Source organism: Bradyrhizobium sp. CCGUVB1N3 (genome assembly GCF_024199925.1).
In the GTDB taxonomy this organism is placed as follows: Bacteria; Pseudomonadota; Alphaproteobacteria; order Rhizobiales; family Xanthobacteraceae; genus Bradyrhizobium.
The window spans coordinates 3,058,968-3,082,446 of sequence record NZ_JANADR010000001.1 but is presented as its reverse complement, the minus strand read 5'-3'; the positions used below and the strand labels follow the sequence as shown (position 1 = coordinate 3,082,446).

At 63.4% G+C, this 23,479-nt stretch carries 20 protein-coding genes and 1 pseudogene; 7 read left to right on the top strand and 14 right to left on the bottom strand.

Translation table 11 applies throughout. From position 1 onward, the window contains the following. Window positions 1-53: 53 nt before the first annotated feature. Genes NLM33_RS14600 through NLM33_RS14590 form a run of 3 tightly spaced genes read right to left on the bottom strand, consistent with a single transcriptional unit; the run spans window position 54 to window position 3,006 of the window. A complete protein-coding gene (locus NLM33_RS14600) occupies window positions 54-842 on the bottom strand; it encodes an ABC transporter ATP-binding protein (protein WP_254096728.1) in 789 nt (262 codons plus the stop codon). Continuing rightward, window positions 836-1,855 carry an ABC transporter permease gene (locus tag NLM33_RS14595; protein ID WP_254096727.1) on the bottom strand — a complete coding sequence of 340 codons (1,020 nt, stop codon included), beginning with the start codon at window positions 1,853-1,855 and terminating at the stop codon, window positions 836-838. The genes NLM33_RS14600 and NLM33_RS14595 overlap by 7 nt, the downstream gene beginning before the upstream one ends. A gap of 20 nt (window positions 1,856-1,875) precedes the next feature. Next, complete coding sequence (locus NLM33_RS14590) at window positions 1,876-3,006, bottom strand: ABC transporter substrate-binding protein (protein WP_254096726.1); 1,131 nt, start codon at window positions 3,004-3,006, stop codon at window positions 1,876-1,878. A 514-nt stretch (window positions 3,007-3,520) separates the two neighbouring features. Here NLM33_RS14590 and NLM33_RS14585 point away from each other — a divergent pair. Continuing rightward, window positions 3,521-3,850: a hypothetical protein gene (locus tag NLM33_RS14585; protein ID WP_254096725.1), complete on the top strand. Its 330-nt coding sequence runs from the start codon at window positions 3,521-3,523 to the stop codon at window positions 3,848-3,850. Window positions 3,851-4,030: 180 nt separating this feature from the next. Here the strand turns inward: NLM33_RS14585 and NLM33_RS14580 are convergent, their stop codons facing one another. From NLM33_RS14580 to NLM33_RS14555, 7 genes are all read right to left on the bottom strand, one after another. Continuing rightward, complete coding sequence (locus tag NLM33_RS14580) at window positions 4,031-6,232, bottom strand: TonB-dependent receptor domain-containing protein (RefSeq protein ID WP_371929950.1); 2,202 nt, start codon at window positions 6,230-6,232, stop codon at window positions 4,031-4,033. A gap of 513 nt (window positions 6,233-6,745) precedes the next feature. Then, window positions 6,746-6,982, bottom strand: a complete 237-nt coding sequence (locus tag NLM33_RS49485; protein WP_305880513.1) for an HGGxSTG domain-containing protein — start codon at window positions 6,980-6,982, stop codon at window positions 6,746-6,748. A gap of 29 nt (window positions 6,983-7,011) precedes the next feature. Further along, window positions 7,012-7,677 (bottom strand): hypothetical protein, encoded by a 666-nt coding sequence (locus NLM33_RS14575; protein ID WP_254096724.1) that lies wholly within the window; start codon window positions 7,675-7,677, stop codon window positions 7,012-7,014. A 330-nt stretch (window positions 7,678-8,007) separates the two neighbouring features. Continuing rightward, on the bottom strand, window positions 8,008-10,548 hold the full coding sequence (locus NLM33_RS14570) for a branched-chain amino acid ABC transporter ATP-binding protein/permease (protein WP_254096723.1): 2,541 nt from the start codon (window positions 10,546-10,548) through the stop codon (window positions 8,008-8,010). Then, window positions 10,545-11,420, bottom strand: coding sequence for a branched-chain amino acid ABC transporter permease (locus tag NLM33_RS14565; RefSeq protein ID WP_254096722.1), 876 nt, complete (start codon window positions 11,418-11,420; stop codon window positions 10,545-10,547). Before NLM33_RS14565 ends, NLM33_RS14570 begins: the two co-directional genes overlap by 4 nt. Window positions 11,421-11,508: 88 nt before the next feature. Continuing rightward, entirely contained in the window at window positions 11,509-12,753 is a 1,245-nt protein-coding gene (locus tag NLM33_RS14560; protein ID WP_254096721.1) for an ABC transporter substrate-binding protein, read from the bottom strand. Window positions 12,754-12,897: 144 nt separating this feature from the next. Further along, window positions 12,898-13,836 (bottom strand): IclR family transcriptional regulator, encoded by a 939-nt coding sequence (locus NLM33_RS14555; protein WP_254096720.1) that lies wholly within the window; start codon window positions 13,834-13,836, stop codon window positions 12,898-12,900. Between the two features lie 172 nt (window positions 13,837-14,008). Between NLM33_RS14555 and NLM33_RS14550 the strand changes: the two genes are divergently transcribed. The 4 genes and pseudogenes from NLM33_RS14550 (at window position 14,009) to NLM33_RS14535 (ending at window position 16,972) form a co-directional block, all read left to right on the top strand. Continuing rightward, window positions 14,009-15,808: a thiamine pyrophosphate-binding protein gene (locus NLM33_RS14550; protein WP_254096719.1), complete on the top strand. Its 1,800-nt coding sequence runs from the start codon at window positions 14,009-14,011 to the stop codon at window positions 15,806-15,808. Between the two features lie 45 nt (window positions 15,809-15,853). Then, window positions 15,854-16,138, top strand: a pseudogene (locus tag NLM33_RS14545) (SDR family NAD(P)-dependent oxidoreductase); the annotation flags it as partial. A 52-nt stretch (window positions 16,139-16,190) separates the two neighbouring features. Continuing rightward, window positions 16,191-16,565: an SDR family oxidoreductase gene (locus NLM33_RS14540; RefSeq protein ID WP_254105798.1), complete on the top strand. Its 375-nt coding sequence runs from the start codon at window positions 16,191-16,193 to the stop codon at window positions 16,563-16,565. 23 nt (window positions 16,566-16,588) lie between these two features. Beyond that, window positions 16,589-16,972, top strand: coding sequence for a cupin domain-containing protein (locus NLM33_RS14535; RefSeq protein ID WP_254105797.1), 384 nt, complete (start codon window positions 16,589-16,591; stop codon window positions 16,970-16,972). A 34-nt stretch (window positions 16,973-17,006) separates the two neighbouring features. Here NLM33_RS14535 and NLM33_RS14530 read toward each other — a convergent pair whose 3' ends face one another. Then, window positions 17,007-17,990: a lytic transglycosylase domain-containing protein gene (locus tag NLM33_RS14530; protein ID WP_254096718.1), complete on the bottom strand. Its 984-nt coding sequence runs from the start codon at window positions 17,988-17,990 to the stop codon at window positions 17,007-17,009. A 187-nt stretch (window positions 17,991-18,177) separates the two neighbouring features. Here NLM33_RS14530 and NLM33_RS14525 point away from each other — a divergent pair, with 187 nt between their 5' ends. Continuing rightward, window positions 18,178-19,212, top strand: coding sequence for a L,D-transpeptidase (locus NLM33_RS14525; RefSeq protein ID WP_254096717.1), 1,035 nt, complete (start codon window positions 18,178-18,180; stop codon window positions 19,210-19,212). 36 nt (window positions 19,213-19,248) lie between these two features. Here the strand turns inward: NLM33_RS14525 and NLM33_RS14520 are convergent, their stop codons facing one another. Continuing rightward, window positions 19,249-19,524 (bottom strand): hypothetical protein, encoded by a 276-nt coding sequence (locus tag NLM33_RS14520; protein WP_254096716.1) that lies wholly within the window; start codon window positions 19,522-19,524, stop codon window positions 19,249-19,251. A 78-nt stretch (window positions 19,525-19,602) separates the two neighbouring features. Then, entirely contained in the window at window positions 19,603-20,460 is an 858-nt protein-coding gene (locus NLM33_RS14515) for a VOC family protein (protein WP_254096715.1), read from the bottom strand. 129 nt (window positions 20,461-20,589) lie between these two features. Here NLM33_RS14515 and NLM33_RS14510 point away from each other — a divergent pair, with 129 nt between their 5' ends. Continuing rightward, entirely contained in the window at window positions 20,590-21,891 is a 1,302-nt protein-coding gene (locus tag NLM33_RS14510; RefSeq protein WP_254096714.1) for an FAD-binding oxidoreductase, read from the top strand. 114 nt (window positions 21,892-22,005) lie between these two features. On the opposite strand, the gene NLM33_RS14505 is transcribed toward NLM33_RS14510, so the two are convergent. Then, window positions 22,006-23,415: an ABC transporter substrate-binding protein gene (locus NLM33_RS14505; RefSeq protein WP_254096713.1), complete on the bottom strand. Its 1,410-nt coding sequence runs from the start codon at window positions 23,413-23,415 to the stop codon at window positions 22,006-22,008. Between the last annotated feature and the right edge of the window lie 64 nt (window positions 23,416-23,479).

The following is a 23,479-nucleotide window of genomic DNA, read 5'->3' as shown; positions in this document are numbered from 1 at the left end:
GAAGTCTCCCTGCGCTCGCCAAATTTCTGAAGTCGGCGAGCTCCTTTTGACGGCTACCATGCCTCATCGAGGCCGAGCTGCTCGAACACTTCGCGACGAAGCTCAACGAAGTGCGGATCGCCCCGGTGGCGGGGATAGGGCTGGCTGTTGACGATCTCGGCCTTGATCCGTGCAGGTCTGTCGCTCAGCACGATGACGCGGCCGGCGAGCAAGAGAGCCTCCTCGACATCGTGCGTGACCAGCAGCGCCGTGAAGCTCGAGCGCTGCCAAAGTGATACAAGTTCCGCCTGCATCGCGATGCGGGTCAGCGAGTCGAGCTGGCCCAAAGGTTCGTCGAGAATGAGCAGCTTCGGGTCGTTGACAAGCGCACGCGCCAGAGCCGCGCGTTGCGCCATGCCGCCGGAAAGCTGGTGCGGGTAGGCATTGGCGAAGCCCGTGAGCCCCACCAGGCGCAACGCGCTTTCAACACGTCCACGATGGGTGCGTAGCAAACCGCGGGCTTCCAGCCCGAGCGCAACGTTGCTCCATACCGTCCGCCATGGATAAAGCGTGGGGTCTTGAAAAACGACGACGCGCGACGGATCCGGTGCTTCGATCTCGCTTCCCTCCGTGAGCAGGGAGCCGGCTGTTGGTGTCTCGAGCCCCGCGACCAGCCGCAGCAAGGTCGATTTTCCGCACCCACTCGGTCCCAGGAGAGCGACGAATTCACCGCGGCCGACCTGCAGGCTGATGCGGTCCAATACAGGCAGGGGCTGCCCTTCGAGATCGAAGCGATGGCTCACTTCGCGGAGCGTCAGCGTCGATCCACGGACCGCGTGATCGCTTGCGATCGCCGCTACCATCGTACCAGGCCTTTCTGCCAGGATAGCAGGCGGTCCCGCAAGTGGAACAGCAGCGTGATCAGCCCGGAGCACAAGAACGCCATGAGCAGCAGCGCGGCGTACATATTGGCATAGGCCGCCCAACCCTGCGCCCATTGCAGATACCAACCGAGCCCCGCCTTCACGCCCAGCATTTCGGCTACGACAAGAACCGCAAACGAATTGCCGAGACCCATGAACAGGCCAACGAAGACATGCGGCATTGCCGCCGGAATGGCGACCTTGAACACGAGGAAGCGCTGGTTTGCTCCCAATGTCCGCGCGATATCGTAATAGGCGCTCTTCACGCAGGCGACGCCCGACCAGGTGAGCACGGTGACCGGAAACCCGGTGGCGAGCGCAATCAGGAAAATGCTGGCGCTGAAGCTCGACGGGAAAACGAAAAATGCCAGCGGCAGCCAAGCCGTCGCGGGCAGCGGCCCGATGAACCGCAAGACTGGGTGGATCCAATAACCGGCGAGCGGCGACCAGCCGATCGCCACGCCGGTCACGAACCCCACTGCCGCACCGAGAAAATAACCGGTCGCGAGCAGACGAGCTGAGGCGAAGATGCCTTCAGCCAGCCGCCCCCAATCGTCGATTACGACTTCGACAATGGCCTGCGGCGGCGGAAAAAACGGCAAAGGCAGCAATCCGAGCTTTGCTGTGACGACCTCCCAGGCAGCCAAAAACAGCGCCAGCGCGAACAGCCACGGAGAAAGCCGCTGGAGACGCTGAAAAGCTGCAAAACGAACGCCGGCAAAGGCTGCCAAGGCAAGGGCAAGGGCCAACGCGCCGCAGGCAATGGCGAAACCGCTCGTGTAGGCCCAATCGCTTTCGGGCTTATCCGGCCAGAAGGCAGTGAGCGCGGCGACCATCGACCATGCGGCGGCCACAGACAGGCCGCCGATCAGCGACCGCGTGGTTGAACTTTCAAAAAAGCCGAAACCCGACTTCTCTGATGGCCTCGGCACTTCATCGATGACCGAGCTCACTGCGGATCTTCCCAATCGGCTCAGCTTAGAACGTCAAGATAAATCCGGTCGGCGAACTTGGCCGGGTCGGTGCTTCGCTTGATGACATTCACTGCCTTGAGTTCATCGGTGTACAGCAAAAGCTGCTTCTTGAGCTCCGCCCCGACAGGATGTTTGTGGTGAGTATGGCTGCGATACATAGTGGCGAGATCCTCTACGGACCCTCTCCCGCCGTAGCCCGAATAGATTGCTGCGGCATCGGCGGGATCGCTGGCAACGTGGTCTGCCCCCTCCAGTATCGACCGTGTCAGAGCGGCCGCCACCGGCACTTCGCTTCGGGTGAGGCTGCCACGTATCGCGAGAACGCAGCAGGTGCGGTCGGCGAATTCACCCGATAAGTTCGTCGCGATCTCGTTGAGTTTGCCTTCCTTGAGCCAGAGATAGGGCAGCGGATCTATCTCGGCTAGCGCTTGCACTTCGCCCTTATCGACGGCAAGCGCGAGCAGATTGGCCGGGTACTGGCGCCACTCTACCTCTTGGGCCGGATCGATGCCCTTCTTGGCGAGGTAGATCGAAAAGAAATTCTTCGCTGGGCTCGCTTGATCGCTGATCGCGATAGCCTTGCCACGCAGGGACTCCAGGCTGTCAATGTTCGCAGCCTTGGAGCCGAGGAGCCGGATGCAGCCGCCGTGCACACCGGCGGTGATCCGAACGTCGAAGCCTTGCTCCAGCGGCTTGAGCCAGCGCAGGGCCAATCCCAAACCGGCATCCGCCTTGCCAGTTGCAATCGCCTCCAACAACTGGTCGGTCGAACCGCCGAAATTGACGAAATCGACATCGAGGTTGTGCTTGGCGAAGATGCCCCGCTCCTTTGCGACTGGCGCAGCGACCGTGCAGGCCGCGTTGGCGTTCCAGGCGAGTTTTAGTTGGCGGGGCGCGCCCTGCAGCTCTTCACCGTTCGCTGCGGCGCGGCAGATAAAGGGCTCGCCCGGAATATAAGACAGCGATCCAGTCCCGGATGCCGTCAGCGCGCGAGCCGCGCCGAACATCCCAAACGGCGCCGCGGCGCCGAGGGTACAAGCCAACGTCAGCACCGAGCGGCGGGAGAAGGCGCCCCGCTTCGCTTCGGACAGATCTTTCGTCAAGCTGTTGCCAATTTCGCGCTTTTCCATGTGTCGCTCCCAAACTCGCGTTTGAATGGAATGAACCCATCGGAACCGGGTGGCGCTTTGCGGGGCTTAGCTCGCCTCTCTTTGGTTGGGCATCATCCGAGCCCGTCTGCTACACAAGTATGAAGAGGTTCACATTAACGCAAAAAAATGCATGGAGATAGCTGCGCGGCGATTGAGGCTCTCTCTCGTCAATCGTATTGACCTACTCGCGGTGGCGTCCGTCGCGTTTGATCGCGATCGGCGCGGGCAGATGGTCGATATTTCGGTCTGCGCGCGCACCAGCATGGAGCGTGCATTTCGCGAATTGAGCGACGGCCATACCAATCATGCAGGACAAGGCTGAACTTCTAACGCCAAGTCCGGCAATGCTCTGGAACAAACGGCTTGTCGCAGCAGAACGGAAAGCTACTCGTTAGGCTTTGCGCCTTTGATCCATCTCGTCTTCCTGCTTCGCTTGCTTGGTCGGGGGAATGTCATCAATGTTGCGCCTGGGGCGTCCTTACGAGGAGGTCGCATGATTACCACCGTTGTACGATACAAACTGCCGCCGCAGATCGACTATGCCGCGTGTCGCGAGCACTTTCACAAGATCGCACCCAACTTCCGCGAGGTGACGGGGCTGATCAGCAAGCACTTCATCTGGTCCGAAAGCGGATGGGCCGGCGGCGTGTATCAGTGGGAGCGCATCGAGGATGCCAAGGCGTTCTACACCGGGCCGTGGCTCGAGGGGATCGTCCAGCGTTACGGCATGAAGCCGCAGATCGATTTTTACGAGGTCTTTGCAGTGACCGACAACGCGCGCGGCACGGTTGAGCTGTTCAAGGAGACCGTTGCCTCCAAATGACCCTGAGCGGATCTCGCTCATCTGCCGCGCTGGCGCGTGGAGATGGCGGTTGCGTTGGAGGATGGTACACAGAGCTCTGGCGGCGTCGCAGGTGGCAAGTCCGCACCGTGACCGAATGCGCGGATCACGTGTGATCTTGGACCCGAAGCGGAAGTAAGGGCTGGGCGATATCGGCAGCCCTCAGAACTTGCCGGCGAGCGTCAAGCGTACCGCACGAGGTTCAGCGGGATGGACGTGACGGTCGGCAACGCCCTCGATCGGCTCGCCGGGCAGGCGGGACAGATAGTAGTATTCAATCTGGTTGGTCTGCGCGTTGAAGAGATTGAGCACATCGAGCTGAAGTTTAAGGCCGTTATCGAAGCGATAGCCGGCACGTGCGTTGAAGATCAACGAGGATAGCGAGCGGACGCTGTCGTCCTCGATCAGCGGGCGCGGGCCAAAATAGCGTGCCTTGAGTGCACCGAACCAGCCAGCCTCTCTGCCGAAGGTGACCGCGCCGCTTGCGATCCAAGCCGGCGCGCCGGGGATGCGGTCCCCCGCAGGATCGAAGTCTGTAAACCGAGCCCGAGCGTAGGCAACGTCGAGGTCGAATGATAGCCACGGAAGCGGCTTGTACTGGTTGACCCATTCCACGCCCACGCGGCGGCTGGGCCGGCTGGCTTCGGTGGTACCGGCGTCGCCGACGAACAGAAGTTCGGAGTCGAAATCCAGTACGAAGACAGCAACCGAGCTGGTGAGGTTGTCGATCGCCTTCGTGCGGATGCCAAGCTCTGCACCGCGCGAGCGGACCAGCAACGGGACGCGATCCTGCGGTGTGACCTTGTCAATTGGATCGACCGTGATCGTCGCGCCACGAATATCGTTGCTGTGCAGGCCGTAGCCGGCATTGCCGTAGAATTCAGTCTTGAACCATGGGCCGAGCACAATACCGCCCTTAGGGCTCGCCATCGTCGCCTGAGCATTGCCCGAATTCTCGGGCGTATCGCTCAAGACGTGACCGGCAAAAACATCTTCGCGGATGCCGACGGTAGTGCGCAGCCAGTCGGTCCAGCGTGTCGTTGTGTCGGTCCAGATGCCGACATTGCCTTCTTGCACGCGGTCCTCGCGTGTGGTCGATAGCCGTGCGCGCTGCTCGGTCGTGAACAGACCGACATGGATGTCATCGTAACGGCTCTGCATGCCGACGCGGGTTTGTGTCTCGAAGCCTCCAAACCGCCAGTCGAAGGCGTGCCGCGCGTCGAAGCCGCCCAGGGTACGGCGATCGAGCTGATTGAATTGGTCGCCATTGATGGGGTTGTCGAGAAAGTAAGTGAAATTGTTGAAGAGCTGCAGGTCAGAGCGGATGACATAGGCGCTGACCTTGCTCTGGCCATACTCGCTAGATTGCGCCCAATTACCCGACAGGCTGAAGCGGCTGGAGGTGCCTCCATCGGTTGGATCGAGCGTGCCGAAGCGGCCGATGATGCCCTCGTCGATGGCGCGCTGCGCCACCTGATCGGTCGAATTCCAGCCGTTGGAATAGGCCATCGCGGTCAGCGTCAGGCCGTCTGTTGCGGTGCCGCGGCTGTAGCGCAGCACGCCGTTGATCTTCCGCACATTATCCGGCACATCCCACGGGCCGTCGTATTTGGTACCGTCGATCGCCGCAAGTAGGGTGCCGTCGCCCACCGCGGTCGATCCCGCTGCCACGCTGCGCCGATAACCGAAGCTGCCAAATGTGACCTCCGCAAAATTCTTCGGCAGCTTATTGATGTAATCGATAGCCACGGAGCCGGCGGAGCTGAAGTCGCCGACGTCCGCATAATACGGCCCCTTACGAACGTTGACCGACTGGATCAGCTCGGGAATGAGGAAATTGATATCAGCATAACCCTGACCATGACCGTGCGTCGGCATATTGACGGGCATACCGTCCACGAAGATCGAGAGATCGGTACCGTGGTCAAGATTGAAGCCGCGCAAAAAATACTGGTTTGCTTTGCCTTCGCCGGAATGCTGCGTGACGATCAGGCCCGGCACGACTTCTAGCGCCTCGCCCACGCGCGAGAACGGAACTGCATTCACCTGTTCGCCGGTGAAGCGCACGGCGCTGGCAGCAGTAGGCTGCATTGCCGCCACTCCATCGGGAGTCATGCCTTGTGCCACCCCTGCGCCGCCGCTTGTGGCCGGCTGCTCCGATCTGACTGCGACAGTCACCCGTCTCCCGCGATTTTGCGCTGGCTTGGGCCTCGCATTCCGCGTGGGCGGTTTCGCCTCAGGAGCAGTGACGGTGACCGGTGGAAGTTGATCCGGCCCGCTCGGGGCTCGATCCTGTCCGACGGCGGGCAACGCACAAATAGCAGACGACGCGGCGGCAGAAACTATCCGCAATATCCCACGCACTGACTTGCTCCCGCACACCAATCGAGTGCCGCAATCGCCGACGACTGCGCATCCTTACCCGGAAGCCAATGGTAGCGAGTACGTATGACATTTCAATATGAATGTCATACTTCAGGCAAGATCAGATGGAGCGAGAGCAAACTCGCCCCTCTCCGAGTATTCCGTATTACGGCCGGCGTTCGCGTCCATCGGCCGCGACGGCAGCTCCTGGGGCCCAAACGGAAGCGTGCAGTCCGCTGAATGATGTTTGGCTGTTGATCGCAAACGGGCATTGATCCCCGACGACGCTCCCACGAAGTGCGGCAACGTCAGGGGCGCTGCACAACGAAAGGGCCGACCGCTCGAAGCGATCGGCCAGTCTAGGGAGAAAACGCCCGTCCGTCGGGCGCGGCAAAGCGAGCTAACGCTCGGTTACCTAACGTAGTCTGCTCAACGGGGGCAGCCTATGAACTAGGTCACACAAGAAAGAGTGATCGACTTGACGCGAGACAGCCCGAATTGAAGGAGGCGGCATCACTCGAATTCCCTGAGCAGTCTCCGCGCCTCATCCAACAGATCCCGAACTTGCTTTTGCTCTGCGATGCCCTTCTTCGTGAACAGCCCATGCTTCCGCGCATTCCTGTTTCCCTTCGGCGCGCCCGATCCCTCCGCGCCGCCATGCATACGGCACCGGGACTTGCCGTGAACCGCCGGCGCGCGGCAAGCACAGCCGTTGCGCGTTCTGGCGCCGCAGCGCGGGCTTGCCAGCATCGCGCCCGTGGTGCGGACGTGGCCACTGGTCATGCGGGGGCGTCGTGCGTTGCGATGACCTGCTCGTGTTCGCCGACAATTGGCATCGGGACCGTCCGCGCGTCCGCCAGCGCGGCAGGCGCGCCCGGCTGCGACACGATCATCCGCGCATGCTGTGTGACGTTGCCGACGATGGCCTTGCCGCCGTCCTGGACCGACAGGTTTTGCACGGTGATGGCCGGCTCGCCCTTGTTCCTGTAACGATTGAGCGCCTCGATCTGGGCCGGAAACGTGCGCACGAGCTTGCCGAGCGCACGCGCGGCGCTGTCCTGGCACTGGATGTTGTCGGCGCCGGCGAGATGCTGGGCACTTCGCATTGCGGTGACGTGCACGCAGATCATCTGCGCCGCCAGCATCGCCTCGATGGCGTCCCTCGGCTTGATGCCCTGCATCATCGAAATCATGAAGGCGAGGTTGGCGTGGTCGAGCCTCGCGCCGTTCACGCTCGCCTTCACCAATTGCTTGAGGATGCCGTACATGGCGTCGCTATCGGCGACCCCGAACGCGTCGGCCATCAGCCGTTCGCCCGCCTCCGGATCCGGATGGTCGATCGAAAAGCCGCGCTTGGAGAACTTGATCCGCGGGAATGTTGCGGTTTGGGGTCGATCGGGCGCGGCGATCGCCGCCGTCGTGTTGTGGTTCGAAGATGCTGTCATGTCGATGCTTCCTTTTGGGGCCGGCGCAGGCGCGTGGGCGGCTGCGCGCAAGGCCGATTGCCTGCCCGCGGCCCGCCGGACCGATTGCTGATGTTGATGAGGATGAGTTGCGCGCAAGCTGTCGTGACGCGCCGTTGCCGGGCACGCCGTGGGACACTTCAGGGATTTGGCAATGATGACATCATGCCGGTGATTTGCCCGACGTGTCAAATGATTTCGTAAAATCGTAATACGTCGCGCCGACAGTCACCCGCTACTTTGCATGGGGTTGTTTTCCCCATTTTTGATGGGGCGGGAAAACCCGACCTGATCTGGCGCGTCTCCCGCAGCCTAAAGCCACAGGATCTGCTTGCGATAGCCGAGATCGGTCAGCAGCGGCTTGGCCGGGCCCTGGTGGAACACCGCGCCGCGCTCCAGCGCGAAGACGCGGTCGGCGAGCGCGAGCACGAGGTCGAGATTGTGCTCGACGATCACGATCGACATGTGCCGCCGGAGCTGGTCGAACACCTTGAACAGCTCGAGCGTCACCGCCGGCGCAAGCCCCTCGAAGGGCTCGTCGAGCAGCAGCAGGCGGACATTGCCGGACATCGCACGCGCGACCGCCACCATCTGCTGCTCGCCGCCGGAGAGATAGTCGGCCGCGACGTTCATGCGCTCCTTCAGCCGCGGGAAGGTGTGCAGGATCTGCGCCTCGTCCCAGACCACGCCGTCGCTGCCGTCGGTCTTGCGGGCTAGGCGCCCGAGCGCGAGGTTCTCGCGCACGGTCATGCCGGCGAACAGGCCGCGACCCTGCGGCACATAGCCGATGCCGCGGCGCGCGATGTCGGGCGCGGCGAGGTGCGCGATGTCTTCACCGCGATAGTCGATGCTGCCTGATGTCGCAGGCACCAGGCCGGCGAGCGTCTTCAGCAGCGTCGACTTGCCGGCGCCGTTGCGGCCCAAAAGCGCGACGATCTCCCCTTCGCGCACGTCGAGGGAGGCCTCGGTCAGGATGTGGCTCTTGCCGTAAAACGTGTTGACGCGCTCGAAGCGCAGGATGGGTTTTGCATCGCTCGCAGCATCATCGCTGCGCTGAAGCGCAACGGTCGGGGTGCCCGTGCCGGTGTAGATCTCCTGCACCCGCACGTCTTCGCGCACCGCTTTGGGGCAGTCCGACATCAGCACTTCGCCCTGGTTCATCACCGTGACGACGGCTGAGAAGCCCAGCACGCGATCGATGTCGTGCTCGACGATCAGAACGGGGATATTGGCCGCGATGTTCTTGACGAGGCTGGAGACGCGCTCGCGCTCGGCCGCGGCAAGGCCCGCGAGCGGTTCGTCGAGCAGCAGCACCTGCGGCTTGGAGCCAAGAGCGATACCCAAATCAACAAGTCGCTGCCCGCCATAGGAGAGCTCGCCGCTATCGATCTCCTCGATGCCTTCGAGTCCGAGGAATTTGATCAGCTCCGCGGTCTCGGCGTGGATGTCTTCGTAGGCGTCGATGTCGTTCCAGATGTTGAAGCGCATCGGCCGGCGCGCCTGAAGCGAGAGCCTCAGGTTCTCGTAGATGGTGAGCCCGTGGAACAGGTTGGTGATCTGGAACGAGCGCGCCAGCCCCTGATGGCAGATCAGGTTGGACGGCACACCCGCGATATCGCGGCCGTTGAGGCGGATGCCGCCCTGATCCGGCGCGTAGAGGCCGGAGACCAGGTTGAACAGTGTGGTCTTGCCGGCGCCGTTCGGCCCGATCAGGGCGTGGATCTCGCCGGCGCCAACGCTGATGCTCGCATCGTGCACGGCGCGGATGCCGCCGAACTTTTTCGAGACGCCGCTCACCTCGAGCACCGTCCCCGTCAGTGCTTGCGGCCGCAGAAAGGCCGGCAGCGGCAGGCCGTCATAGATCTTGCGCCGGCTCATCGCGGCCGGCTCTTCCGCTGGAGGGTGGACGTGCCGCATGATCAACGTGCCGATGCCGACGAGGCCGCCCGGGGAATACATCACGAAGGCGACGAAGGTGATGCCGAACCAGAACAGCCAGTCCGACGTCCAGATCGAGAACAGCTCGCGGAACAGGATGAAGAACAGCGCACCTAGCGCGGGCCCGAGCATGCTTCGCATGCCGCCGATCACGACCATCGCAAGCAGCTCGCCGGCGAACGGCACGGAGACGGCTTCGGCCGAGACGAGATAGTTCAGGAACGCGATCAACGCGCCGGCGATTCCCGTGACCACCGCCGAGATCACGAAGACCGCGAGCTTGTAGCGTTCGACCGGATAGCCCTGGAACGTCGCGCGCAGCTGGTTCTCGCGGATCGCGACCAGCACGTGACCGAAGGGCGAGCGCGCCAGGCGCAACAGCACGTAGAGCACGACAAGGCCGATGGCGGCGACGACGATGTAGTAGGCGAGCGCATTGTCGAGATCGAGCGGGCCGATGCGGCCGCGCTTCAGTCCGCCGAGGCCATCCTCGCCGCCGGTCAGGCTCGTCCAGCGGAACGCCGTCGTATAGGCCAGCGCCGCGAGCGCCAGGGTCAAAAGCGAGAAATAGACGCCGCGTCGGCGCAGGATCAGCGCGCCGACGACCGCCGATGCCGCGGCGACGACGACCGTCGACAGCAGCAGCGGCAGCCAGATCTGGCCCGGAAAGAAGCGGAGCTGGATCAGGCCGGCCGCGTACGCGCCGACGCCGAACCAGGTGCTGTGGCCGAAGGAGACGAGGCCGGTGTAGCCGATGCAGAGGTTGAGCCCCATGGTGGCGATCGCAAGCGCGACCACCCAGGTGCCGGTGTTGAGCGACAGGCCGAGGGCCCTGAGCACGAACGGCAGCGCGATGACTGCTACGGCCGCGACCAGCAACGGCTTCAGCCTGTCGAAGGCGGATGCGCGCCTCATTCGAACTTCTCGATGCGTTCGCCGAGCAGCCCGCGCGGGCGCACCAGCAGCACCAGGAACATCAGGATGTAGATCGAGGCTTCGCCCGCGGCGGGCTGGAAATGAATCGCAATGCCGCGCACGACGCCGACGAGGAGGGCGGCGATGATAACGCCCCAAAAGCTTCCGAGCCCGCCGATCACGACGACAACGAAGGCGACCGTCATGATCTCGGCGCCCATCGCCGGATGCACGGTCGTGATCGGCGCGAAGAACGCACCGCCAAGCGCGGCCATGCCGACGCCGAGCATGACGATCGCGGTCATGTAGGGCTGAAGCCGGATGCCGAGCGCTGCCACCATGTCAGGCCGCTGGATGCCGGCGCGCACCACGCGTCCGAATGAGGTCTTGTGCAGGAGGAGCCAGATGCCGACGAGCACCGCTGCCACCACCGCCAATATCAGCAGGCGATAACGCGAGAACAGGAAATCACCGAGGATGACCGAGCCGCGAAAGCTTTGCGGAATCTCGGCCGACACCGGCGCCGCGCCCCAGATCATGCGGATCGCCTGCTCGGCGACCATCGCAAGGCCGAAGGTCACGAGCAGGCTGAGGATCGGGTCGGAGTTGTAGAAGCGGCGCAGGATGAAGCGCTCGAAGAGGATGCCGAGCAGGGCCACGGCGAACGGGGAGATGACCACCGACGCGCCGAAACTGAGGTGACGCGTCAGCTCGACGAAAACGTAGGCGCCGAGCGCGTAGAAGGCACCGTGTGCGAGATTGACGATGCCGCCGACGGAGAAGATCAGCGACAGCCCGAGCGCGATGAGCAGGTAATAGCCGCCGAGCACGAGGCCATTCACCACCTGTTCCAGCAAGAACTCGAACTGCATGTTGCGTCCATCACCTTGGCAAAAGCGGCGCCGGCTCGCACGCCGGCACCGTTGGCGCCAACTGAGCACTTTCGCGCGAGAGAGCGCGTCAGGCCTTCATCTCGCAGGGGTTCTGTTCCCTGGTCGGATAGATCTGTTCCAGCAGATCGTTCGCCGCCGGCACGGCATCGCCCAGCACCAGCATGTCCCACTGGTCCTTCATCTGCTCCTTCGGCTTCACCGTGAACGGATAGGCCTCCTGCACGAGCTGATGGTCCCAGGAGCGGAAATAGGCCTTGCGCGCCTTGCCGATGTCGAACTGGGATTGCTTCTCGAAATAGCCAATCAGCTCGCCGCTGTCGGTCGACTTGGTCGTGTTGATCGCCTCCGCGAGCAGTCTTAGCGTGACGTAGTCGATCCAGGCGTGGTTTTCCGGCGGCTTGCCGTATTTCTTGCTGAAGGCGGCGACGAAGGCCTTGGACGTCGGGTTGTCCAGCGTGTGGTACCAGACCGTCGGCCAGGTGCCGCCGAGATTGCCGGCGCCCGCCGCCCAGGCATCGCCGGTGTTGAGGTTGAAGCCGACCAGCGGATAGGGCAGGCCGAATTCGGCATATTGCTTGACGAGATTGGTGACCTGGTTGCCGGCGAGGTTGCAGCACACCACATCGGGCTTGGCCTGCCGCACTTTCAGAAGATACGGGCTGAAATCGGTGACGTCGGTTGCGATCAGCTCGTCGCCGATCAGATTGGCGTCGTGCGTGCCGAAGAAGGCCTTCGCCGCCTTGAGGAGGTCGTGGCCGAAGATGTAGTCGGCGGTGAGCGTGAAGAACTTTTTGCCCTTCACCATGCCCTTCTGCGACAGCGCGGTGCCGACCGCATTGACCATCACGGTGTTGGGGATGTCGCAGTGGAAGGAATATTTGTTGCAGTTCTTGCCGCGCAGCGCATCCGATCGCGCGCCGGTCGAGAAGAACACCTTCTTGTTGCGCTCGGCGACCTGCATGATCGTGAGCGAGGACGCCGACGAGATTTCGCCGAGCAGCACGACGGCGCCGTCCTGCTCCAGCATCCGCTGCGCCTTGGTCGCGGCGGTCGCGGGGTTGATGGAGTCTTCGGAGAAAAGATCGATCTGCTTGCCCAAAATGCCGCCGGACTGGTTGATCTCCTCCGCGGCGAGTTTCACGCCGAGCTGGGCGTAGCCGCCGATCACGCCGAGAAAGCCGGTCAGCGGCGTCAGGTGGCCGATTCTGATCTTCTCCGCCTGGGCGCGCGCGATCGCGGGTAATCCGAGCGCGGATGCGCCGGCAAACGCCGCGCTCGCCTTTAGCAATGTCCGTCGGCTGGTGCGGATCATCTCAAAGCCTCCTCCCGGGTGCATCGCGGTGTCTCCCTTCAGTATCGGAAATGCGATATTGTGAGAGACGTTTTTCTAATGCGGGATGATAATCCCGAACGCGGTCGCCGGTGTCAACCGGCAAAATCGCCGCTTGCGCGCGCCTTAGACTTTTTTCGCTGCTGGCTTGGACGCCGTAATTTTGGCGCCGAACTCTAACGAGAGACGGTTGGCCGCGACTTGAACGACCTGTGCGCTCGCATGCAGCGCCTGGTTCGACAGCCGCCAGATCGGTCCGGATATGCCAAGCGCGCCGATCACCTGTCCGGTGAAATCGATCACAGGCACGGCGACGCAGCGCACTTCCGGATTGAACTCGCCGTCGTCGAAGGCAACGCCGGTGCGTTGCACTTCGGCGATCTCGCGCATCAGCACGCCGGGGTCGGTGATGGATTTCGGCGTCGACGGCTTCAGTTCGGCGCGATCGAGGAAGCGCTTGAACTGCTCGGGTCGCAGCGATGCAAGAATGATCTTGCCGAGTGCCGTGCAATGGGCGGGGCGGACCACGCCGACCCGGTCGGTAAGCTGGAACGCGCCGGGCCCGCTGGTGCGCGCGATGACGATGACGGCATCGCCCATGCGCACGGCAAAATGGCTGCTTTCGCTGGTCTCGCGCGACAAGTCTTCGAGCACAGGAGTTGCGACATTGACCATCTCGATCTCGTCGAGCGCAGATGCCGCGAGTGCAAACAGGGGGCGGCCGATGCGGTAGCGCTTGTTGTCCTTCTCCTGCCGGAGATAGCCGAGCGAGACCAGCGTCTTGGCGAGATGAAAAGTGGTCGAGTTGTGCAGGCCGACGAGCTTGCTCAATTCCGCAAGCCCGATCCCTTCGCGATGCCGCGCGACCTCCTCCAGGATCGAGAAGGCGCGGCCGAGCGACTGCACGCCGCCGCCGCGCTGCTTGTCGTCGGCGTCGTCACCATCCGTCTGAGTCGGCGGGACCAGTTTTGCAATGGCCGCCTTGCGTGGGCTTGCAGGTTTTTCGCTGGTGCCGGGCTTGGTGCGCGATCTCAAGGAAGAGGCCCCCTTCGATGAATCCATCATGGCTCGAGTCCTGACACTAGCACGCGACGGGCGTGGAGCCCCGCGCGTTCCCTGGAAAACAAACTATCACAATATAAATTGACGTGCAGCATTATGAGAAATAGGGTGCGGCGGCTCAACGATGGCCGCCGCATCGAAGAAGAAGCCGTCGGGCCGCAGGGAGACGGGTTGAATGTCGCGAAATATGCTCAACGGCGCCCAGGTCATCGTCGACTACCTGATCCAGGAGAAGGTGCCGCAGGTGTTCGGGCTCTGCGGCCACGGCAATATCCAGTTCATCGACGCGCTGTATGAGCGTTCGTCCGAGATCAAGACGATTTCGGTTCATCATGAGAGCGTCGCCGGTTTCATGGCGGACGTTTATTACCGCGTCTCCGGACGGCCGACCGCGACCTTCACGTCATGCGGGCCCGGCTCGGCTAATTTGCCGATCTCGCTTGCGAACGCCTTTCTCGATTCCGTGCCGTTCATGGCGATCACCGGCAACGTACCGACCAGCCAGTTCAATCGCGGCGCGTTCCAGGAAATGTACCGGCACTATCAGGCCGATTTTCCCTCCACGGTGCGTTCGATCTGCAAGAAGGTGTTTCAGCCGACGCGCGGCGAGATGGTGCCGCTCGCGGTGCGGCAGGCCTGGAAGACCATGATCACCGGACGGCCAGGACCGGTTGTGGTCGATGTTCCCTTCGATGTCTTCATGGAATCGGCCGCAGAAGAAGCACCGAAGGCGATCGAGTGGAACGCAAATATCTCCAGCCGCTGCGGCGCCGATCCCGAAGGCGTGGTCAAGGCGGTCGATATGCTGCTCGCTGCCGAGCGGCCGGTGATGCTGGTCGGGCAGGGCGTGCGTTACGGCGGTGCCGCGGAAGAGTTGCGCAGCCTCGCCGAGCGCTTGCAGATTCCAGTTGCGGCGTCGGCCTCAGGCCTTGGCGCGCTCGACGTTAATCATCCGCTCGCACTCGGCCTCGTCGCGCGTGCCGGGCACTATCAGGCCAATCACGCGACGCGGCAGGCCGATGTGCTGCTCGCCCTCGGCGTCCGCTTCGACGATCGCACCTCGAGCTCGTGGATTCCTGGTTATTCCTTCACCATCCCGCCGACCAGGCTCATCCACGTCGATATCGATCCCGAGGAGATCGGCCGCAACTATCCGGTCGCGCTCGGGCTGATGGCCGACGTCCGCACCTTCCTGCGGCAGGTGCATGCCGAGCTCGATCGTCGCGACAACCTGTTCAGGAAATCCGACGCGCGCAAGAAGTGGCTGGCGCAGATCGATGGCTACCGCAAGGAATGGGACAAGTTCGTCGCGCCTGGCTTTTCCGACGACACCACCCCGATCAACCCGCAACGCGCCGCTGCCGAGATCGACAAGGCGCTGCCGGAGGACGCGATCCTCGTCAGCGACATCGGCGTGCACCACAACTGGCTGCTTGCCTTCTGCAAACCGAAACGGCCGGATTCGCTGATCGGCTCGATGGGCTTTGGCCCGATGGGCTTTGGCGTCGCCGGCGTGATGGGCGCGAAGTTCGCCGCGCCCGATCGGCCCTGTGTGTCGGTGTGCGGCGACGGCGCCTTCTTCATGCACGCCAACGTACTGGGCACGGCGGTCGAATATAATCTGCCCGTGGTGTGGGTGGTCTGGAATAACTACGCCTATGCCTCGATCCGGGGCTTGCAGCGTGGCTATCTCGGCGGCCGCGAGCTCGCGACCGACTTTAGGGATCCCGTCACCGGCGAGCGCTACAATCCCGATTTCGCGGCGATGGCGCGGTCCTGCGGCGTCGAAGGCGTGCGGGTGGATCGCGCCGCGGATATTGGCGAAGCCATCCGCAAGGGCATCGCGGCCAACAAGCCGTATCTGATCGACGTCGATATCGCCGCCGACGTCAACCCAGCGGGCGCGGGCGTGTGGGAGCTGCCGGGCCTCGGCCAAAGCAAGGCCGGCATCGGCACGCGCTATCAGCCGGACTGATCGCGCGCGGTGCAATTTTCAAGACGACTTCAGGGGAACACGGGAATGACGCTTGCAGGCAAGAAGGTCGTGGTCGTCGGCGGCTCCTCCGGCATTGGGCTCGCCACGGCCGAGCTCGCCAAAAAGCAGGGCGCGGACGTCATCATCGCCTCGCGCAATGCGACCAAACTCGATGCGGTCGCCGAGCGACTGAACGTGATCGCAATCCCGGCCGACGTGACCAGCGATGAGAGCGTCGCCGATCTATTCCGCCGCATCGGTCCGGTTGATCACGTCGCGCTGACCGCGGCACAGCTCAAGACGGGGCCGTTCAAGACGGTTGCCATGGACGACGTGCGCAGCACGATGGAAGGAAAATTCTGGGGCGCGTGGCGCGTGGCGCGTGGCGCGCGAGGCCGAGATCCGGCCGGGCGGCTCGCTGACCCTGGTCACCGGCTTCCTCAGCGTGCGGCCGCGTCCGAACTCGGCGGTCATCAGCGCGGCCAACGGCGCGCTGGAATCGCTGGCGCGAGCGCTGGCGCTCGAGCTGGCGCCGGTGCGCGTCAACGCGGTGTCGCCCGGGGTGATCGACACACCGATCCGCGCCGCGATGCCGGAAGCGGCACGGCGCGAGATGCTGGCGAAGACGGCTGCCGCGTTGCCGGTCGGCCGCGTCGGCGCCGCCGAGGACATCGCGCAGCAGATTCTGAGCTTCATGGCCAACGGTTTTGCTACGGGCTCGATCGTCTATGTCGATGGCGGCGCATTGGTGAATTGAGGCGCGCAAGAGGGAGCACGATCATGGCCGAAGAGAGCAATGGTGCCTTCATCCGCAACATCGCTGAAGTGCCCTGGCGCGAATTCCCCAACCATTTCGGCGGCGCGCTGTCGAAGCCGCTGGTGATGCCGGAGAATTCGGGCTCGCGCCACATCGACTACCGGATTTCGATGTACCAGCCGATGGCCTATGTCGTCCGCCACCATCACAAGGTGCAGGAGCAGGTCTATCACGTGCTCGAAGGCGAGGGGTTGATGGAGATCGCAGGCAAGAACCATGTCGTGCGTAAGCACGACGTCATCTTCCTGCCGCCCGGCGTCGAGCACGCGATCTCCAACTCGGGCCTGGTCGATCTCGTGTTCCTGGTGGTCACCTCGCCGGTGACGGATGACGAGAAGCCGGTTTGAACCGTTCCGTGGAACGGCTTGCCGGTTTGGCGTGTCAGCTCGAAGATCGCTCGCGTGATGCGATGCGAACCCTGCGCGCCTTCGCGCTCCTGGCTGCGCGTGCGGCGATCATGTTGCGTGCCTTGCTGAGCCGCGTGGCACCTGCCGACGGAGCGCTCTTCTTGTGCACCAAGGCGAGCCGCTTGCGCACGCGGTGCGCGGCGAGCTTTGCCGTGGCCTCCGCGGCTTGTGCCTTCTGAATCAGCGCGGTGACACTCGCCGCAGGAGAGGCCGAGACGAACGCGACCTCCTTGGTCTTGGATAGCCCGCCGACGCCTTCGCACGGCGCTTCGCTGGGCAGATCGACGCGGATCGCGAGCATGTCGGCGTCCTCGATCCAGTCTTCCGCCTTGGTGCCGGTGATGATGTGGACGTAATCGCGTGTCTCGCGCGGAAGTGCGCTCTGCCTGGCCAGCCATTTCTGTATGCGGCCGGTGCCGGCATTGTAGGCGGCCGCGGCGAGGCCAAGATTGCCGAAATCATCACGCAGCTTGCGCAGCAGCTTTGCGGACGCGGGCAGCGCCTTGAACGGATCGAAGGGATCGTCGAGCCCGACTTCGGCTGCGGTTTCCGGCATGAATTGCGCGACGCCTCGCGCGCCGGCGTTGCTGACCTCGTTCGAGCGGAAGCGGCTCTCCTGCCAGATCAGGCGTGCAAAGAACGGGACCGGGATTTCGCTGTTCTCGGCGGCCTCGCGAAGCGCATGGCAGAATGCATCGTGCAGCGACTCCTCCGCCTTGCGTTCGGTGGTGGTATCCACTGGCGTGTCCGGCGGGGGAGAACTCTCTTGTGCGCGCGTCGCGTTCGACTGCTCGTCGGCCCTTGCGCGTTCAAATAGCGCTGCGAAGGCGGAGGAGATTTGTTCGGATGGACTGGTTGCGAGGAGGAGGTTGTTGGTGCTCGATGTCGGTTTGGCGGGGCCGTCGAGGTCGAGCATCAGGACGAGGAACGCGGCGAGCGCCGCGAAAACGAATCGCATTGCTTGTGTGAGCCTCAATTGTGGATGAGTTGGCCGCAAATGCGCTGCCGATGGGGACTTTTTGACGAGTCGATTGGGGCGAAGCTGCGATCTTTGCTGTTCCGTGCAGGAACACCGTATTTTCCTCGCACTGGAACTTCGTCGCGTTCCGTGACTTTACGGAGAAGTCCCTGGTTGAGGATGCAGCATGTTGCGAACTCTTCCTGTTGTGGTGCTCTCGTTTCTTGCGGTGACGCCTGTCATCGCAGGTGCTCTCGATGCCGCTGCCATTAATGACGCAGCCATGCCTGCGAAGCCGGCGAGCTCCGACAAGCCCAGCAGCTCCATTGTCAAGCTTCAGATCCTGCTCGACCGTGCACACTTCTCCCCGGGCGAGATCGACGGCAAGCTCGGCGAGAACGCGCAGAAGGCCTTGTCCGCGTTTGCCGAAGAAAATGAGCTAAATCTCGACAAGGCGATCACGCCGGATCTCTGGGACAAGCTGGCCTTGACGAGCGACGGTCCGGCCATTGTCGATTACAAAATCATGGAAGTGGATTTGAGGGGACCGTTTCTCAAGAAACTGCCGGCGAAGATGGAGGACATGAAGAGTCTGGAGGCGCTGAGTTACACCAGCCCGCTCGAGGCGCTCGCCGAGAAATTCCACATGAGCGAGGCGTTGCTCAGCGCGATCAACCCTGGAAAGGCGTTCGACAAGGCGGGTGAGACGATCGCCGTCGCAAACGTCATTGGGCAGCAGAATTCCATACCGGTCGCGCGCGTTGAAATCGACAAGGCGCGGCAGACGCTGAAGGCATTTGACGCAAGCGGAAAGCTGCTGACGTTCTATCCTGCGACAGTCGGCAGCCCGGAGAAGCCGACGCCGAGCGGCACGCTGAAAGTGACAGCCATCAATGAAAATCCGACCTACCGCTACAATCCGGACTACAGGTTCAAGGGTGTAAAATCGAGAAAGCCTTTCACGATCGAGCCTGGTCCGAACAATCCTGTCGGCTCGACCTGGATCAACCTGTCCGCCGAGGGCTATGGCATTCACGGCACCCCGGACCCCGGCAAGGTGAGCAAGTCGACCTCGCACGGTTGCATCCGGCTGACCAACTGGGATGCGCTAGCGCTCAGCGCGAACATCAAGCGCGGAACGCCGGTGGTGTTTCTGGACCGGCCGGGAGAAGCGATAGCGCCTGCGCAGAACCGTCCGCTGGCAAAGAGCTCGCGGATGTAGCATGGCTGCCGGCCGATCGTCGCGGTGGACGCGCGGCTAATCCTTCGGAAAGTCCTTACGCATCGCGATCTCGGCGGCATCGCCAGGCGACAGCACGGTCTGGTCGAAGGCCGGCTGCGGCCCCGTCATGATGTCGTAGAGCGAGATGCCCTTGATGGGTTTTGCCATCAGCTCGCGCACACATTCGGCCAGCGTACCGTTGTAGACGAGGTAGGGCGGCCCTCGGTCCTTGAGGCGGTGCCCCTTCAGCGACGGCCACTTCTTCAGTTCGGCCGGCGCGTCATAGGCGATCGGCGAGGTCTCTCTAAACATGCGCTTGAGCCCTGGCGGCTTGATCTGCCGGAGACCCTAAGAGGCCGGGGTAAACGCATGTTAAAGAATTACTTCAAATCAATCGGCAACGAAGGCGAGCAGGGTACCGTTGGCCGCGGCCGGCGCCACGCAGATCGCAGGGCCGCTGCGCGTGGCGGCTGCACCGAGCGCCTTCTCGGTCGCCGCGAGATCGCCGCTCACCAGCACGAGCGCCGCGCCGCCACGCTCGGCAAGACCTGCAAGCGAGACGCCGGCGTAGCGCTTGCCGAGCTGGTCGAGCGTCAGGAACACGAAGTCGCCGCGGTCGCCGCCCGAGGGCACCGTGACGGCGCCGTCGGCTTCCACTTTTGCCTCGCGGTCGATCAGGCGTGACAGGTGCGCGGCGTCCTTTGCAGGCTCGGGGCTCGCGATCAGCACCTGCTTCAGGCGCTTCGCGCTGTTGGCGTGCGTCATCAGCTCGGGAATCCACACCGTCTCGCGCGTCTTGTGCTGGCAGGCGAAGATGCGCACGCCGCCCGGCGCTTCCGCAACCGGCCACTGGAAGACGCGGAATTTCGCCGCCGACACCGTGCCGTTTGGCAGCGTCACCGGCCGCTCGAAATCGACCGGACCGACCGGCGTCAGTCCGTGCGCGCGGATCTCCTCCGCGCCGGCCGTGGAATCGACCGCGGTGAAGGCGATGCGCTCGATGCCCTCGCCGCGCTTTTCGAGAAAAGCACGCGCCGGAGCATTATGCTCTGTCGGTGCGAGCACGCCGAGCAATTCCATATAGTCGGGGTCGAACATGATGGTGTAATTGCCCGATCCCATATGCGCGCTGTGGGTGCCGCGCGGCGAGACGGTGAAGCCGAGCCGCTTGTAGTTTTCCGCGGCCTTGTCGAGATCTTTCACCATGACCACAGCGTGGTCGATTCCGATGATGCTTTTGAGGGCCACTTGATTTCCCCGGCATGAATGGGTGGATTAGGCTGACGAGCACGACAACGCACCTGTAAGCGGCTGTCAACCGCGACGGCCGCAGATGCGGTATCTCGTGACGCTTGGGACAGTTTGGAAAGATTGATGATGAGTAGTTCAACCGTCACCTGGCCGAATTCGCTATGGGCTGCGGTCACGCCGCAGGGGCCCGAATTGCCGGAGCTCATCGGAGCTGAGAAGGCGGATGTGGTCGTGGTCGGCGGCGGCTTCACCGGGCTGTCGACGGCGTTGCACCTGCGCGAAGCCGGTGTGGATGTCGCAATCGTGGAGGCGGCCGAGCCGGGCTGGGGCGCCTCGGGCCGCAACAATGGCCAGGTGATCCCGACCTTGTCTCGCCCCGATCCCGAGGACATCATCGCGCGACACGGCGCGGTCGGCGAGCGCTTTGTTGAGCTGTTGCGCGACAGCGCATCGACGCTGTTCGACGTGGCGCGGCGTTATGGCGTCGAGGCGGAGCAGGAGCAGGCGGGCTGGGTGCAGCCGGTGCATTCGCCGGGCCGCATCAAGATTGCGGAGCGGCGCGTGCGGCAATGGGCGAAATTCGGCGCGCCCGTCGAGCTGCTTTCGCGCGAGCAAGTGAGAGACATGCTGGGCTCGGATGCCTGGTACGGCGGCTTCTGGAACAGGACCGGCGGGCACATCAATCCGCTCGCGCTGGCGCGCGGACTGGCGCGCGCCGTGCTCGGCCTCGGCGCGCGCATCTACGCACGCTCCCCGGCTGTGAGCTTTGAACGGCGCAACGACAGATGGGTGGTGAAGACCGAGAAGGGCGAGATGTCCGGCCGCGCGCTGCTGATGGCGACCAACGCCTATAGCGGCGAGTTCTCCAGGCAGCTCGTGCCCGATATCGCGCATGAGGTGATGCCGGTGCTGTCCTGGCAGTTGGCGACGCAGCCGCTGTCGGACAACGTCAGGAAGACGATCATTCCCGCGCGGCAGGCGATGTCGGATACCCATGGCGAGCTCTATTTCGCCCGTTACGACGCCCGCAATCGGCTCGTCACCGGCGGTGCCGTGACCGGGCCCGGCAACAAAGCGGAGCGATTGAAGGCGCGCGTCACCGAACGCCTGCAGCGGCTCTGGCCGCAGATCGGCGAGATCAGCTTCGACTATGTCTGGAACGGCTATGTCGGCATGACCTCGGATTTCCTGCCGCGCATCCACAAGCTCGGGCCGGATGCCTATGGCTGGACCGGCTGCAACGGCCGCGCGGTGGCGCTGACGATTCCGCTCGGCGATCAGCTCGCCAAAGCCGTGCGCGGCGTGCCGGACAGCGAGCTCGCGCTGCCGTTCACCAATCCGGTGCCGATCACGGCGCACGGCCTGATGCGCAAACTCGCGCCGCTGATGCTGCTGGTCTACCGGCGCCGCGACGCGCGCGAGATCTAAAACACGATCCGGAAAAGTGTGCAGCGGTTTTCCGAAAAGATCATGCGCAAGTAATGAGCTCGAGCGCGATGATGACTCATCGCGCTCGATCGCGCATCGCAATCGCCGCGGATGCTATCCGCGGATCGCCGCATTGGCGCGTTCGGCGGCGGCGGGCATCACCGCCTTCGCCGTCTTGTTGCCGGAGACCACTTCATTGACGCCGATCATGAACGCGTCGAGGATGCGACGTTGTTGCGGATGGAACAGGATCGCCTTGGCGCGCTCGACATCTGCGTTTTGTAGGTTGGCCAGCGCCGCCTCGGCGGCCTGCGCGCCGAAGGCATCCTTGAAGCCCTTACTCGACCAGGCGGAGACGCGTGTGGTCGCAAGGCCCGCAGCAGCCGTTTGCAGCGAAGTCGGCCTGCTCGTCGCCCACAGCAGGAACAGGAACGCCGCGCGCTTGTTCTGCGATTTGGAATTCACGCAGGCCTGCCAGTGCGACATGAAGGGCACGGGAGGCTTGCCGGGGAGGTGCGGGAAGGGCGCAAACCCGGCCTGCTTGGCGACGCGGCTCTTCGCCGGATTGGAGATGTCGGTGGCGAAGTTGCTGCTGTCGATCGCCATCGCGGTCCTGCCTTGCAGGAAGTCGTCGAGCACCTGGTACCATTCATAGGTGCCCACATTGGCCGGTCCGGCCTCGCTGAGCAGGTGCGCATACATGTCGATGGCCTCGATCGCCTCGGGGCTCGCGAACGCAGCCGTGCCGTCCTTGTTGACCATGGCCCCGCCATAGGAGAACACGAAGCCCATCGCCGGTGGAGTCGAATTGCCGCCGGCCTGCGCCCGCATCGCGATCCCCGCCATCTCGTTGCTCTTGATCGTTTTCGCAGTCGCGAGCAGCTCGTCGAAGGTCTGCGGCACCGGCAGCTTCTTGGCCGCCAGTGCGTCGGTGTTGATGAACAGTGTCATCGCCTCGGAGGTGATCGGCACGGCGTAGCGTTCACCGTCGGTCCACACCGGAAAGGCGCGCGCCGTCTTCAAGAGATCGCTCTCGTCATACCAGGCGAGATCGGTCAGCGACTTGTTGGCGTAGTGGGCGTTGAGCGGCTCGAGCCATCCGCCCGAGATGCCCTGGCCATAGGTCGTGAACATGAAGACGTCGGGCGTATTGCCGCCGCGCGCGAGCACGACCGGGATTGCGCTCAAATACGTGGTTTCGAGCTGGAAGTCGCTGACGACCTTGATGCCGGTCAGCTTGGTGAAATCCGGCAGAAGCGGAGTAATCGCGCTCGACCAAGGATGGATCGCGCCCGTGAGCGTGATCGTCTGTCCCGCAAATTGCTTCCAGTCGATCTTGGCACTGGCAAAGGCCGGGCTGGCCTCCTCGGCGAGGCTGCTCCGCGGCAACGTGGTGAGGGTCGGCAGCACGGCTCCCGCCACGCCCAATGTTTTGATGAAGCTGCGCCGACTGGTCGGCGCTGGTCCATTATGTGAGTTCTCACTTGTTGATTTTTCACGTTTCGATTTCTCACCTGGCGCCATGTTGATGCTCCTCGTTGTGGTCGGTCGTTCACAACACGCAACCTGTGTGGGCGCCGGCTTCGTC

Bases quoted from the DNA above. Each gene is read 5' to 3' on its own strand.
- NLM33_RS14600 (WP_254096728.1), bottom strand. From the start codon at position 842: ATGGTAGCGGCGATCGCAAGCGATCACGCGGTCCGTGGATCGACGCTG.
- NLM33_RS14590 (WP_254096726.1), bottom strand. From the start codon at position 3,006: ATGGAAAAGCGCGAAATTGGCAACAGCTTGACGAAAGATCTGTCCGAA.
- NLM33_RS14585 (WP_254096725.1), top strand. From the start codon at position 3,521: ATGATTACCACCGTTGTACGATACAAACTGCCGCCGCAGATCGACTAT.
- NLM33_RS49485 (WP_305880513.1), bottom strand. From the start codon at position 6,982: ATGCTGGCAAGCCCGCGCTGCGGCGCCAGAACGCGCAACGGCTGTGCT.
- NLM33_RS14575 (WP_254096724.1), bottom strand. From the start codon at position 7,677: ATGACAGCATCTTCGAACCACAACACGACGGCGGCGATCGCCGCGCCC.
- NLM33_RS14570 (WP_254096723.1), bottom strand. From the start codon at position 10,548: ATGAGGCGCGCATCCGCCTTCGACAGGCTGAAGCCGTTGCTGGTCGCG.
- NLM33_RS14565 (WP_254096722.1), bottom strand. From the start codon at position 11,420: ATGCAGTTCGAGTTCTTGCTGGAACAGGTGGTGAATGGCCTCGTGCTC.
- NLM33_RS14560 (WP_254096721.1), bottom strand. From the start codon at position 12,753: ATGATCCGCACCAGCCGACGGACATTGCTAAAGGCGAGCGCGGCGTTT.
- NLM33_RS14555 (WP_254096720.1), bottom strand. From the start codon at position 13,836: ATGATGGATTCATCGAAGGGGGCCTCTTCCTTGAGATCGCGCACCAAG.
- NLM33_RS14550 (WP_254096719.1), top strand. From the start codon at position 14,009: ATGTCGCGAAATATGCTCAACGGCGCCCAGGTCATCGTCGACTACCTG.
- NLM33_RS14535 (WP_254105797.1), top strand. From the start codon at position 16,589: ATGGCCGAAGAGAGCAATGGTGCCTTCATCCGCAACATCGCTGAAGTG.
- NLM33_RS14530 (WP_254096718.1), bottom strand. From the start codon at position 17,990: ATGCGATTCGTTTTCGCGGCGCTCGCCGCGTTCCTCGTCCTGATGCTC.
- NLM33_RS14525 (WP_254096717.1), top strand. From the start codon at position 18,178: ATGTTGCGAACTCTTCCTGTTGTGGTGCTCTCGTTTCTTGCGGTGACG.
- NLM33_RS14520 (WP_254096716.1), bottom strand. From the start codon at position 19,524: ATGTTTAGAGAGACCTCGCCGATCGCCTATGACGCGCCGGCCGAACTG.
- NLM33_RS14510 (WP_254096714.1), top strand. From the start codon at position 20,590: ATGAGTAGTTCAACCGTCACCTGGCCGAATTCGCTATGGGCTGCGGTC.
- NLM33_RS14505 (WP_254096713.1), bottom strand. From the start codon at position 23,415: ATGGCGCCAGGTGAGAAATCGAAACGTGAAAAATCAACAAGTGAGAAC.